Source organism: Streptomyces sp. ICN903, assembly GCF_022015835.1.
GTDB lineage: Bacteria > Actinomycetota > Actinomycetes > Streptomycetales > Streptomycetaceae > Streptomyces > Streptomyces fenghuangensis.
This window is the reverse complement of the sequence record NZ_JAKMAY010000167.1, coordinates 1-12,835: the sequence shown is the minus strand read 5'-3', so window position 1 is coordinate 12,835 and position 12,835 is coordinate 1. Positions and strand designations below refer to the sequence as shown.

The following is a 12,835-nucleotide window of genomic DNA, read 5'->3' as shown; positions in this document are numbered from 1 at the left end:
GAGGGGGTGCGGGGGTTCGAGGGGCCGCGGTACTCGTGGGCGCCGTGCGGACCGCCCGCACCGTCGCCGCCGTGGCCCTCGTTGCTGCCGTTGCCGTCGTTCGTCACGGTGGATCACATCCTTCGCTGTGCGGTGCGCGGGGCGCTCAGAAGGAGAAGGGGAGGTAGCAGAGGGCGGCGAGGATGATCGCGCCCCAGCCCAGCAGCGCGGGCCTGCGGTACCAGGCCTCGTCGCCCTCGGCCGGGGGCTCGGCCACACCGGGGGCCCGGGTGCCGTACACCAGGCCGGCCAGCCGCTCGACGGGCTTGGGCCTGGTGAAGGGGGTGAGGACCACGACGACGAGCGTGCCCACGACGAAGGCGACGATGGCGGAGACGAAGTTGGCACCCTGGTCGGTGGGGATGTCGAGCAGACCGCCCCGGTAGAACCAGAAGTAGTTGACCATCGCCGCGACGGTGCCCGCCAGCAGCCCCCAGAAACCGGCCGCGGCCGTCATCCGCTTCCAGAACATGCCGATGATGAAGACGGTGAACAGCGGCACGTTGAAGAAGGAGAACAGCGTCTGGAGGTAGTTCATGATGTTGCTGAACGTCGCCGCGATGAACGCCGTCCCCATGCCCAGCAGCACGCCGATCGCGGTGACCACCCGCGCGGTGACCACGTAGTACGAGTCCGGGCGGCCCTTGACCAGGTAGGGCCGCCAGATGTCGTTGGTGAAGACGGTGTTGAAGGCGGAGACGTTGGCGGCCATGCCGGCCATGAAGGCGGCGAGCAGGCCGGTCACCGCGATGCCCAGCACGCCGTTGGGCAGCAGGTCGCGCATGAGCAGGGGGACCGCCTCGTTGTACTCCAGTCCGCTTCCCGGTCCGATGTCCGGCGCCACCACCAGCGCGACCAGACCGGGGATGACGACGATCGCCGGGATGAAGATCTTGGGGAAGGCGGCGATCAGCGGGGTGCGCTGGGCGGCGGAGAGGTTCTTGGCCGACAGGGCGCGCTGGACCTCGGCGAAGTTCGTCGTCCAGTAGCCGAAGCTCAGGGCGAAGCCGAGGCCGAGCACGATGGTCAGCCAGTTGGCGCCCAGCGGGTTGTCCGAACCGATGCCGGTCCCGCCCCAGGCGGAGACGAAGTTGTCGCCCTGCGAGGCGGTGAGCGAGTCGCTCAGCCCGCTCCAGCCGCCCACGCGGATCAGGGCGAGGACGGTCAGCGGGATCAGTCCGGCCAGGATCACGAAGAACTGCACGACCTCGTTGTAGATGGCCGAGGACAGGCCGCCCAGGGTGATGTAGAGCAGCACGAACAGGCCCGAGACCACGATGGACACCCACTGCGGCCAGCCCAGCAGCGCCTCCAGCACGATGGCCAGCGCGTAGAGGTTGACGCCCGCGATCAGCACCGAGGCGGCCGAGAAGAGGATGCCGCTGAGCAGGTGTGACGAGGGCCCGAAGCGGTGCAGCAGGAACTCGGGGACCGAGCGCACCCGGGATCCGTAGTAGAAGGGCATCATCACCAGGCCGAGGAAGACCATCGCCGGGATGGCGCCCACCCAGTACCAGTGCACGGTGTAGACGCCGTACTGCGCGCCGTTGGCCGCCATGCCCAGGATCTCCAGCGCGCCGAGGTTCGCCGCGATGAAGGCGAGGCCGGTGACCCAGGCGGGCAGCGAGCGGCCGGAGAGGAAGAAGTCCAGGCTGGTCTTGATGCTGCGCCGGGCGGCGAACCCGACTCCGAGGACGACGAGGAAGTAGATGGCCAGGATCGTGTAGTCCAGGGCGTTCGTGGGGAGCCGAAGATCCTGGGCCAACTGGTACGACGGCATGAGCAGGTCGCCTCCGTGGCGTGACGGGGCCGCTGTGGGGGGAGGCCCCTTGACGTCAATGTTCACTCATGGTTTTTTATGTTCGATTATGTTTGGGTCGCAGTATAGGGAGACCCCACGTGAAAAAGACCCCGACCCGCCTCGCCGACGGCCGCGAACTCGTGTACTACGACGTTCGCGGTGACCGCGGTGCCACGGGACGCGACGCCGTGGACCGGCGTCCCCTGGACGCGGTCGCCACCGCCTCGGAGATCCGCCACGACCCCCTGCTCGGCGAATGGGTCGCGGTCACGGCGCACCGCCAGGCCCGCACGTACCACCCGCCGGCCGACGAGTGCCCCCTGTGCCCGTCCCGTGACGGCAGGCTGACGGAGATCCCGGCCGAGGACTACGAGGTGGCCGTCTTCGAGAACCGCTTCCCCTCCCTGGCCGGCCCCCCGGGGCCGGCGGAGGCCGAGGACGAAAGCGGCCTGTTCCTCCGGGCCCCGGGCGCCGGGCGCTGCGAGGTGGTGTGCTTCACCTCCGACCACGACGCCTCCTTCGCCGACCTCACCGAGGAACGGGCCGCCCTGGTCCTGGACGCCTGGACCGACCGCACCGCCGAACTGTCGGCGCTGCCGGGCGTGCGCCAGGTGTTCTGCTTCGAGAACCGGGGCCGGGAGATCGGCGTCACCCTCGGCCACCCCCACGGCCAGATCTATGCCTATCCCTTCGTCACCCCGCACACCGAGCAGACGCTGCGCTCGGCCGCCGCCCACCGGGAACGCACCGGCGGCAACCTCTTCGACGACGTCCTGGCCGCCGAGCGCGCCGACGGACGGCGTGTGGTGCTGGAGACCGGCCACTGGGCCGCCTTCGTGCCGCACGCCGCGCGCTGGCCGTACGAGGTGCACCTGTACCCCCGGCGGCGGGTAGCGGACCTGACGGAACTGGGCGAGGACGCCCGCGCCGAGTTCCCCGGCGTCTACCTGGAGCTGCTGCGGCGCTTCGACCGGATCTTCGGCCCCGGCGAGCCGCCCACCCCCTACATCTCCGGCTGGCACCAGGCGCCGCTGGGCCCGGACGGGGGAAAGGACTGGGCCGGACGGACGGACTTCGCCCTCCACCTGGAACTCTTCACGATCCGCCGCACGTCCGGGAAGCTGAAGTACCTGGCGGGCTCGGAGTCGGGCATGGGGGTCTTCATCAACGACGTGCCGCCCGAGACCGCGGCGCGGCGACTGCGGGAGGTGGCGAGCCGGTGAGCGGCACGTATCTGGTGACCGGCGGGGCCGGCTACGTCGGAAGCGTCGTCGCGGCGCACCTGCTGGAGGCCGGACACCGGGTGACGGTGGTGGACGACCTGTCCACCGGCTTCCGCGCGGGCGTGCCGGCGGGCGCGGACTTCGTCCAGGGGCGCGTCCAGGACGCCGCCGACTGGCTGGACGCCTCCTACGACGCGGTGCTGCACTTCGCGGCCAGCTCCCAGGTCGGCGAGTCCGTCGTCCACCCCGAGAAGTACTGGCACAACAACGTCGGCGGCACGATGGCGCTGCTGGACGCGATGCGCGGGGCCGGGGTGCGCACCCTGGTCTTCTCCTCCACCGCCGCCACCTACGGCGAGCCCGAGGAGATCCCCATCCGCGAGGACGCGCCCACCGCCCCCACCAACCCCTACGGCGCCTCCAAGCTCGCCGTCGACCACATGATCGCCGGCGAGTGCGCCGCCCACGGCCTGGCCGCCGTCTCGCTGCGCTACTTCAACGTGGCCGGCGCCTACCGCGGCGCGCACGGCACCCTCGGCGAGCGGCACGACCCCGAGACGCACCTCATTCCGCTGGTGCTCCAGGTCGCGCTCGGGCAGCGGGAGGCGATCTCGGTCTACGGCGACGACTACCCCACCCCCGACGGCACCTGCGTACGCGACTACATCCACGTCGCCGACCTCGCCGAGGCCCATCTGCTGGCGCTGGACGCCGCGGCGCCCGGTGAGCACCTGGTGTGCAACCTGGGCAACGGCAGCGGCTTCTCCGTCCGCGAGGTGATCCGCACCGTCCGCGAGGTCACCGGCCACCCCGTCCCGGAGAAGACGGCGCCGCGCCGAGGCGGTGACCCGGCGTTCCTGGTCGCCTCGGCGGAGCGGGCCAGGCAGCGGCTGGGCTGGCGGCCCTCGCGCACCGACCTGAAGGACATCGTCGCCGACGCCTGGGCCTTCGCCCGGGGCAGGGCGCTGGACTCCGCCGGCGGCGAGGGGAGCGGAACGTGAACGGGCCACTGGACCCCGAGGCGGAGGCCGAGGCGGAGGCGCTGAACGCGGCCCAGACGGCGGAGGCCGCCGACGGCTTCCGCGCGGTCCACGGCGGCGAGCCCGCCGGGATCTGGGCCGCGCCGGGCCGCGTCAACCTCATCGGCGAGCACACCGACTACAACGACGGCTTCGTCATGCCGCTGGCCCTGCCGCACACCACCCGGGTGGCGGCGGCCCGCCGCGACGACGGCGTGCTGGGCCTCCACTCGGCAGAGGTGTCGGGCGGCACGGTGCGCCTGCAGGCCGAGAAGCTCGCCCCCGGCGCGGCCGACGGCTGGGCCGCGTACCCGGCCGGCGTGGTGTGGGCGCTGCGCGAGGCCGGCCTGCTGTCCGGCCGGGAGGGGGGCGCGGACCTCTACATCCGCAGCGATGTGCCCACCGGCGCGGGCCTGTCCTCCTCGGCCGCGCTGGAGGTCGCCACGGCGGTGGCCCTGAACGACCTGTACGGCCTGGGGCTCGCCCCCGAGCGGATCGCCCTGCTCTGCCGGCGGGCCGAGAACGATTTCGTCGGCGTCCCCTGCGGGATCATGGACCAGATGGCGTCGGCCTGCTGCACGGCCGGGCACGCCCTCCACCTCGACACCCGGGACCTGGCGGCCCGCCAGATCCCGTTCGACCTGGCCGCCGAGGGCCTGCGGCTGCTGGTGGTGGACACCCGCGTCAGGCACGCGCTGGGCGACGGCGAGTACGCCCGGCGCCGGGCGGGCTGCGAGGAGGCCGCGGCGGCCCTGGGGGTGGCGGCCCTGCGCGACGTCCCCCACGAGGAGCTGGAAGCGGCGCTGGCCCGGCTGGCCGATCCGGCGCTGCGGCCCCTGGTGCGCCATGTGGTCACCGAGAACCGGCGGGTGGAAGAGGTCACCGGCCTCCTCGACGCGGGCGACCCCCGCTCGATCGGCCCGGTCCTGACCGCCGGACACGCCTCGCTGCGCGACGACTTCGCCGTCTCCTGCCCCGAACTGGACCTGGCGGTGGAGACGGCGAACGCGGCGGGCGCGCTGGGCGCCCGGATGACCGGCGGCGGTTTCGGCGGCTCCGCGATCGTCCTGGTGGAGGCCGCCGGCGCGGAGGAGATCGGCACGGCTGTCGCCGACGCCTTCGACGCGGCGGGCCACCGGGCCCCGCGGCTGTTCGAGGCGGTCCCCTCGGCGGGAGCGCGCCGGCTGGACGGCTGAGAGCGCCCGGCCCACGGGCCGGGCGCGCGGCGCGGTGACCGGTGCGGCGGCCGGTGCGGCGGCCGGTTCGGTGTGCCGGGTGCCGCGCGGCGCGGTGACCGCGGTGTGTCGGAAGCGGTCGGCCCGCGCCGCGCCGGGCGCCACCGATCGCGCACGTCCGGTCGCCGGGGACGGCGGGGCCGGTCGGTTTTCGACAATCGCCCTCCCGGGCCGTACCCCGGCCGTACGCTGATGGACGGCACCGGCCGCCGGGGGCCGGTGCGCATCAGGGGGCGGCACACGCCGGATGCGGCGCACGGGGGCTGGGTACGAGCAGGGGCACGGCGGCGGGCGTGCGGCCCGCCCGGTCCCGCACCGGGCGCCGCGCCCGGGCGCGGCGGGCCTTTCGGCGGCAGGGGGTGTGCGTGCAACGTATCCGGGTTCTCGTGGTGGACGACCACCGCATATTCGCCGAGTCCCTCGCCGCGGCACTCGCGGTGGAGCAGGACGTCGAGGTGGCCGCGGCCGGCAGCGGCCCCGCGGCGCTGCGCGCCCTGGAACGGGCGGCGGCCGACGGCCGCCGCTTCGACGTCCTGCTGGTCGACGCCGATCTCGGGGGCGCTGTGCCGGAGGCCGGCGAGGCGCCGGCGCTCGGTCCGGCCACCGCCGACGCGCCGGCCGCGGCCGGCGGCATCGCCCTGGTCGCACGGGTCCACGCCGACCACCCCGAGGCCCGCACCGTGGTGCTCGCCGAGCGCGACGACCCGCGCCGCGCGGCCGCCGCGCTCCAGGCCGGCGCGTCGGGCTGGGTCGCCAAGGAGTGCTCGCTCTCCCGGCTGCTCCAGGTGGTCCGGGGGGTGCTGCGCGGCGAGACGCATCTGCCGCCCGCCCTGCTGACCGGGGTGCTGCGCGAGCTGACCGCGACGCGCAGGCACCGCACCGAGAGCGAGCGGCTGGTGGAGTCGCTGACCCCGCGCGAGCACGAGGTGCTGCGCTGCATGGTGGCCGGGCTGGGCCGCAAGGCGGTCGCCGAGCGGCTGTACCTCTCCCCGCACACCGTCCGCACCCATATGCAGAACGTGCTGGGCAAGCTGGGGGTGCACTCCACGCTGGCCGCGGTGGCGCTGGCCCGCAAGGCGGGCGTCGGCCCGGTGGACCTGGAGCATGTGACGACGTAGCCCCGCCCGCGCCGGGCCCGTGTCACGGACGTGTCAGGGGACGTTGTCGAAGGGCGCGGTGAGCTGCCGCAGCAGCCCGGCCAGCTCCGCCCGCCGGCTGGAGGGGAGCTCGGCGAGGATGGCCCGCTCCTGCTCCAGCAGCCCGGCCAGGGCCCGGTCGGCCCGGTCGCGCCCGGCCTCCGTCAGCCGGACCAGTACGCCGCGCCGGTCGCTGGGGTCGGGCAGCCGCTCCACCAGCCCCTTCTTGGCCAGCCGGTCGATGCGGTTGGTCATGGTCCCGGAGGTGACCAGGGTCTGGGTCAGCAGCTGGCCGGGGGAGAGCTGGTAGGGGGCGCCGGCCCGGCGCAGCGCGGTCAGCACGTCGAACTCCCAGGGCTCCAGCCCGTGTTCGGCGAAGGCGATGCGGCGGGCCCGGTCGAGGTGGCGGGCGAGCCTGCTGACCCGGCTGAGCACCTCCAGGGGCTCCACGTCGAGATCGGGGCGCTCACGGCGCCACGCTGCCACCAGTCGGTCGACCTCGTCCTCCATACGGACAGTGTAGTAGTTCTGTCGATGTGAAGTCTCTTGACATCAAGAGAGTGAGTGGGTTCCCCCGGACCCCGCCGGCCCCCGGACGGGCTCAGCTGCGGCGGTGGCCTATCAGGCGCGGCTTGGGCTCCAGGCCGTCCAGCCCGTGCCAGGCGAGGTTCACCAGATGGGCGGCCACCTCGGGCTTGTCGGGCTTGCGGGCGTTCAGCCACCACTGGCCCGTCAGAGCCACCATGCCCACCAGGGCCTGCGCGTACAGCGGGGCCAGCTTCGGGTCGAAGCCGCGCGCCTTGAACTCCAGACCCAGGATGTCCTCCACCTGGGTGGCGATGTCGCTGATCAGCGAGGCGAAGGTGCCCGTCGACTGGGCCACCGGCGAGTCCCGCACCAGGATGCGGAACCCGTCGGTGTACTGCTCGATGTAGTCCAGCAGCGCGAACGCCGCCTGCTCCAGCAGCTCACGCGGATGACCGCCGGTCAGTGCCCCCGTCACCATGTCCAGCAGCCGCCGCATCTCCCGGTCGACCACGACCGCGTACAGCCCCTCCTTGCCGCCGAAGTGCTCGTAGACCACCGGCTTGGAGACCCCGGCCTTCGCCGCGATCTCCTCCACCGACGTGCCTTCGAAGCCGCGTTCGGCGAAGAGCGCGCGACCGATGTCCAGCAGTTGCTCGCGGCGCTCCTTCCCCGTCATCCGGCGGCGGGTCCGCCGGGTGGAGCCTGAGTGCCTGCCCTTGGTACTGCTGTCGTCGGTCGCCACTCCTCCATCATGCCGCTTCGGCGGCCTCCTCCCGGCGGCGGGCGTCGATCCGCTTCCGCGACGGCCAGCGCACGTCGTACGCCCAGCCGGCCTTCTCGAACCAGCGGATCAGCCGGGCGCTGGAGTCGATCTGGCCCTTCAGGACGCCGTGCCGGGCGCAGGTCGGGTCCGCGTGGTGCAGGTTGTGCCAGGACTCCCCGCAGGAGAGCACCGCCAGCCACCACACGTTGCCCGAGCGGTCACGCGACCTGAACGGGCGCTTGCCCACCGCGTGGCAGATGGAGTTGATCGACCAGGTGACGTGGTGCAGCAGTGCCACCCGCACCAGCGAGCCCCAGAAGAACGCGGTCAGCGCACCCTGCCAGCTCATCGTGACCAGCCCGCCGACCACCGGCGGGAGGGCCAGCGACACGGCCGTCCACAGCACGAACTGGCGGGAGACGCGGCGGATGACCGGGTCCTTGATCAGATCCGGGGCGTACTTGTGCTGCGGCGTCTGCTCCTCGTCGAACATCCAGCCCACATGGGCCCACCACAGGCCCTTGAGCAGGGCGGGGACGGTCTCGCCGTAGCGCCACGGGGAGTGCGGGTCGCCCTCGGCGTCGGAGTACTTGTGGTGCTTGCGGTGGTCGGCGACCCACCGCACCAGCGGACCCTCCACGGCCATCGACCCGGCGATCGCCAGCGCGACGCGCAGCGGCTTCTTCGCCTTGAAGGCGCCGTGGGTGAAGTAGCGGTGGAAACCGATGGTGATGCCGTGGCAGCCCAGGAAGTACATGCCGACCAGCAGCCCGAGGTCCAGCCAGCTCACCCCCCAGCCCCAGGCGAGCGGAACCGCGGCCACCAGGGCGACGAAGGGGACGGTGATGAACAGCAGGAGGGTGATCTGCTCGACGGAACGGCGCTGCTCGCCGCCGAGCGTGGCCGAGGGGAGCGGATCCCCGGACGCCGCGGCGGATTCGGCTGTGCCCGCTGTGTCTTGGGATTTCGTGCGAAGCACGTCCGGACTGATCGTCATAGAGAACTCTCGTTTGAAGCTGGGGGACGGGGGTGCGTTACTTACGGTCCCGTAACCTACGCAATCGTAAGTATGGCAGTCATGAGTGTGGGGGCAAGAGGGCCGCATGGTGGACTGGATGATCCACGCACCCCGGAGGCGGCATATCCTGGGGGTCGTCGGACAACGCGGTCCGTGACCTGCCAGAAGCATCGCCGCAAGGAGCCGCACCTGTGAGCAGTGCCGACACCTCCCCGAACCCGGTTGGCAAGAACCCTTCCCCGGCCGGGGAGGTCCCCCCGGCGGGCCGTCCGGGTACCCCGGACGCCCGAAAGGAACCCAGCGCCCCCGAAGCCCCCCTGGAGGCCACACCCGAAGCCCGTGCCGAGACCAGCGCCGCCCTGCGGGCCGACATCCGCCGGCTGGGCGACCTCCTCGGCGAGACGCTCGTCCGCCAGGAGGGCGCCGAACTGCTGGAGCTCGTCGAGCGGGTACGCGCCCTGACCAGGACCGACGGCGAGGCCGCCGCAGCCCTGCTCAGCCGTACCGACCTCGCCACGGCCACCAAGCTCGTGCGGGCCTTCTCGACCTACTTCCACCTCGCCAACGTCACCGAGCAGGTCCACCGCGGCCGTGAACTGCGCGCCCGGCGCGCCGCCGAGGGCGGAAACCTCGCCCGCACCGCGGACATGCTCAAGGACGCCGACCCCGCCCACCTGCGGGAGACCGCGGCGAACCTCGGCGTGCGCCCGGTCTTCACCGCCCACCCCACCGAGGCCGCCCGCCGGTCGGTGCTCACCAAGCTCCGCAAGGTCGCCGAGCTGCTGGAGAACACCGACCCCAACGAGCGCCGCCGCACCGACCTGCGGCTCGCCGAGAACATCGACCTGATCTGGCAGACCGACGAGCTGCGCGTGGCCCGCCCCGAGCCGGCCGACGAGGCGCGCAACGCCGTCTACTACCTCGACGAACTGCACCGCGACGCCGTCGGCGACGTCCTGGAGGACCTCGCCGCCGAGCTGGAGCGCGCCGGAGCGCCGCTCCCGCCCGCCACCCGCCCGCTGACCTTCGGCACCTGGATCGGCGGCGACCGCGACGGCAACCCCAACGTCACCCCCGCCGTCACCTGGGAGGTGCTGCTGCTCCAGCACGAGCACGGCATCACCGACGCCCTGGAGCACGTCGACGAACTGCGCGCGGCCCTGTCCAACTCCATCCGCATCAGCGGCGTCACCGACGAGCTGCGCGAGTCCCTGGAGCGCGACCTCGAACTCCTGCCGGAGATCAGCCCCCGCTACAAGCGGCTCAACGCCGAGGAGCCCTACCGGCTCAAGGTCACCTGCATCCGGCAGAAGCTGCTCAACACCCGCGAGCGCCTGGCCGAGGGCGACCCGCACGTACCCGGCCGCGACTACCTGGGCACCGGCGAACTCCTGGCCGACCTGGAGCTGGTCCAGAACTCCCTGCGCGAGCACCGCGGCTCGCTGGTCGCCGACGGCCACCTGGAGCGCGTGATGCGCACCCTGGGCGCCTTCGGCCTCCAGCTGGCCACCATGGACGTGCGCGAGCACGCCGACGCGCACCACCACGCCCTCGGGCAGCTCTTCGACCGGCTCGGCGAGGAGTCCTGGCGCTACGCCGACATGCCGCGCGACTACCGGCGGCGGCTGCTCGCCAAGGAACTGCGCTCCCGCCGCCCGCTGGCCCCGCAGCCCGCGCCGCTGGACGCCGCCGGAGCCAAGACCTTCGGCGTCTTCCAGACCGTCCGCAGGGCGCTGGACACCTTCGGCCCCGAGGTCATCGAGTCCTACATCATCTCCATGTGCCAGGGCGCCGACGACGTCTTCGCCGTCGCCGTCCTCGCGCGCGAGGCGGGCCTGATCGACCTGCACGCCGGCTGGGCCCGCATCGGCGTCGTGCCGCTGCTGGAGACCACCGACGAGCTGCGCATCGCCGACGAGCTGCTGGACTCGATGCTGTCCGACCCCTCCTACCGGCGCCTGGTCGCCCTGCGCGGCGATGTCCAGGAGGTCATGCTCGGCTACTCCGACTCCTCCAAGTTCGGCGGCATCACCACCTCCCAGTGGGAGATCCACCGGGCCCAGCGGCGGCTGCGCGACGTCGCCCACCGCCACGGGGTGCGGCTGCGCCTGTTCCACGGCCGCGGCGGCACCGTCGGCCGCGGCGGCGGCCCCACCCACGACGCGATCCTCGCCCAGCCCTGGGGCACCCTGGAGGGCGAGATCAAGGTCACCGAGCAGGGCGAGGTCATCTCCGACAAGTACCTCATCCCCTCCCTGGCCCGGGAGAACCTGGAGCAGACGGTGGCCGCCACCCTCCAGGCGTCCGCCCTGCACACCGCGCCCCGCCAGTCCGACGAGGCGCTGGCCCGCTGGGACGCGGCGATGGACACCGTCTCCGAGGCCGCCCACAGCGCCTACCGCGCACTGGTGGACGATCCGGACCTGCCCGCGTACTTCTTCGCCTCCACCCCCGTGGACCAGCTCGCCGACCTCTACCTCGGCTCCCGCCCCTCGCGCCGCCCCGACTCCGGCGCCGGCCTGGACGGGCTGAGGGCGATCCCGTGGGTGTTCGGCTGGACCCAGTCGCGGCAGATCGTGCCCGGCTGGTTCGGCGTCGGCACCGGCCTGAAGGCGGCGCGCGAGGCCGGGCTCGACGGCGTACTGGACGAGGCCTACGGGCGCTGGCACTTCTTCCGCAACTTCCTGTCCAACGTCGAGATGACGCTGGCCAAGACGGACCTGCGGATCGCCCGGCACTACGTGGAGACGCTGGTGCCGGCCGAACTGCGGCACATCTTCGCCACCATCGAGGCCGAGCACGAGCTGACGGTGCGCGAGGTGCTGCGGATCACCGGCGAGCGGGAACTGCTGGACGCCCAGCCGGTCCTCAAGCAGACCTTCGCCATCCGCGACGCCTACCTGGACCCGATCTCCTACCTCCAGGTCACGCTGCTGGCACGGCAGCGCGAGGCCGCCGAGCGCGGCGAGGAGCCCGATCCGCTGCTGGGCCGCGCCCTGCTGCTGACGGTCAACGGCGTCGCGGCGGGCCTGCGCAACACCGGCTGACGCGCGCCTCGCGCCTCGCACCGGTGAGGCCGCGGGCGTACGAGTGAACGGCGAAGGGTCCCTCTCCCGGGTGGGAGAGGGACCCTTCGTCCTGTCCGCGGCCGTGCGCCTCGCGCAGGGCCCTTGGGAATCAGCCCTGGGTGGCCTTGCGGCGGCGCATCACCAGGTACGAGCCGGCGCCCAGCAGTGCGGCGGCGGCCGCCGCGAGCGCGGCGACGGGGGCCTCGGAACCGGTCTCGGCCAGGTTGCCGCCCTCGCCCGTCGTCTCGCCCGGCTCCTCGCCGCCGGCGACGCCCTCGGTGGCCTCGTCGCCGGTGGTGCCCTCGGTGGTCTCACCGGTCGAGCCCTCACCGGTGGAACCCTCGGTGCCGCCGGTGGTCTCCTCGCCGCCACCGGTGGTGCCCTCGGTGGTCTCACCGGTGGTGCCTTCGGTGGTCTCGCCCGTGGTGCCCTCGGAGGTGCCCTCCGTGCTGCCGCCGGTGGTCTCCTCGCCGCCACCGGTGGTGCCCTCGGTGGTCTCACCGGTGGCGCCCTCGGTCGTCTCGCCCGTGGAGCCGCCGGTGGTGTCGGTGGCGGGGCAGGTGTGGGACAGGTTGAACTTGTCGCCCTTGACGCTGCCCTTGATCTCGGCCTCGATGTCGACGAGCTTCGCCCCGGGCTCGGAGGCCACGTAGGCGTGCTTGCCGAACGGCTTGCCGAAGACGTCGAATTCGGTGATCGTCTGGGTGCCACCGGGCTCGAAGGTGACCGTCAGCTCGACGAACTCGGCCTTGTTGCCCGGCAGGACGAAGTGCCAGCCGTCCTTGTCGGCCGGGATGCTCTCGGGGCACTCGCCCTTCTCGAACTCGACCGCGGTGAGGGGCAGCGGCTGACGCAGTTCGGGGGAGGAGGAACCCGTCGCGAAAGCGGGGGCGGCCGGAGCAAGCGCCATGCAGGCGGCCGCGGCCACCGCTGCCGCACGCGTGGAAGTGAGAATGCGCATGAACTACCACCTTCGGTGGCGGGGGACATCTTGGACGTGTGGGG

10 protein-coding genes are annotated in these 12,835 nt (G+C 72.9%); 5 read left to right on the top strand and 5 right to left on the bottom strand.

Annotation, left to right across the window (positions count from 1 at the left end; genetic code table 11):
- Positions 1-145: 145 nt before the first annotated feature.
- Positions 146-1,819, bottom strand: a complete 1,674-nt coding sequence (locus L7D48_RS17665) for a sodium:solute symporter family protein (RefSeq protein WP_237880413.1) — start codon at positions 1,817-1,819, stop codon at positions 146-148.
- A gap of 119 nt (positions 1,820-1,938) precedes the next feature.
- On the opposite strand from L7D48_RS17665, the gene galT reads away from it, so the two are divergent.
- From galT to L7D48_RS17645, 4 genes are all read left to right on the top strand, one after another.
- Positions 1,939-3,063: a galactose-1-phosphate uridylyltransferase gene (gene galT, locus L7D48_RS17660; protein ID WP_237880412.1), complete on the top strand. Its 1,125-nt coding sequence runs from the start codon at positions 1,939-1,941 to the stop codon at positions 3,061-3,063.
- A complete protein-coding gene (gene galE, locus L7D48_RS17655; protein WP_237880411.1) occupies positions 3,060-4,064 on the top strand; it encodes a UDP-glucose 4-epimerase GalE in 1,005 nt (334 codons plus the stop codon). The genes galT and galE overlap by 4 nt, the downstream gene beginning before the upstream one ends.
- Before the next feature lie 41 nt (positions 4,065-4,105).
- Positions 4,106-5,278, top strand: coding sequence for a galactokinase (gene galK / locus L7D48_RS17650; RefSeq protein ID WP_237880415.1), 1,173 nt, complete (start codon positions 4,106-4,108; stop codon positions 5,276-5,278).
- Between the two features lie 404 nt (positions 5,279-5,682).
- On the top strand, positions 5,683-6,435 hold the full coding sequence (locus L7D48_RS17645) for a response regulator transcription factor (protein ID WP_237880410.1): 753 nt from the start codon (positions 5,683-5,685) through the stop codon (positions 6,433-6,435).
- Between the two features lie 33 nt (positions 6,436-6,468).
- On the opposite strand, the gene L7D48_RS17640 is transcribed toward L7D48_RS17645, so the two are convergent.
- The 3 genes from L7D48_RS17640 to L7D48_RS17630 form a co-directional block, all read right to left on the bottom strand.
- Positions 6,469-6,963 (bottom strand): MarR family winged helix-turn-helix transcriptional regulator, encoded by a 495-nt coding sequence (locus tag L7D48_RS17640; RefSeq protein ID WP_101258685.1) that lies wholly within the window; start codon positions 6,961-6,963, stop codon positions 6,469-6,471.
- A gap of 91 nt (positions 6,964-7,054) precedes the next feature.
- Positions 7,055-7,723: a TetR/AcrR family transcriptional regulator gene (locus tag L7D48_RS17635; protein ID WP_237880409.1), complete on the bottom strand. Its 669-nt coding sequence runs from the start codon at positions 7,721-7,723 to the stop codon at positions 7,055-7,057.
- A gap of 7 nt (positions 7,724-7,730) precedes the next feature.
- A complete protein-coding gene (locus tag L7D48_RS17630) occupies positions 7,731-8,741 on the bottom strand; it encodes a fatty acid desaturase (protein WP_237880408.1) in 1,011 nt (336 codons plus the stop codon).
- 338 nt (positions 8,742-9,079) lie between these two features.
- Between L7D48_RS17630 and ppc the strand changes: the two genes are divergently transcribed.
- A complete protein-coding gene (ppc, locus tag L7D48_RS17625; RefSeq protein ID WP_237880414.1) occupies positions 9,080-11,809 on the top strand; it encodes a phosphoenolpyruvate carboxylase in 2,730 nt (909 codons plus the stop codon).
- A gap of 130 nt (positions 11,810-11,939) precedes the next feature.
- On the opposite strand, the gene L7D48_RS17620 is transcribed toward ppc, so the two are convergent.
- Positions 11,940-12,791, bottom strand: coding sequence for an LPXTG cell wall anchor domain-containing protein (locus tag L7D48_RS17620; RefSeq protein WP_237880407.1), 852 nt, complete (start codon positions 12,789-12,791; stop codon positions 11,940-11,942).
- Positions 12,792-12,835: the final 44 nt, after the last annotated feature.

Coding starts and splice junctions, on each gene's coding strand:
- L7D48_RS17665 (WP_237880413.1), bottom strand. CDS start 1,819: ATGCCGTCGTACCAGTTGGCCCAGGATCTTCGGCTCCCCACGAACGCC.
- L7D48_RS17640 (WP_101258685.1), bottom strand. CDS start 6,963: ATGGAGGACGAGGTCGACCGACTGGTGGCAGCGTGGCGCCGTGAGCGC.
- L7D48_RS17630 (WP_237880408.1), bottom strand. CDS start 8,741: ATGACGATCAGTCCGGACGTGCTTCGCACGAAATCCCAAGACACAGCG.
- L7D48_RS17620 (WP_237880407.1), bottom strand. CDS start 12,791: ATGCGCATTCTCACTTCCACGCGTGCGGCAGCGGTGGCCGCGGCCGCC.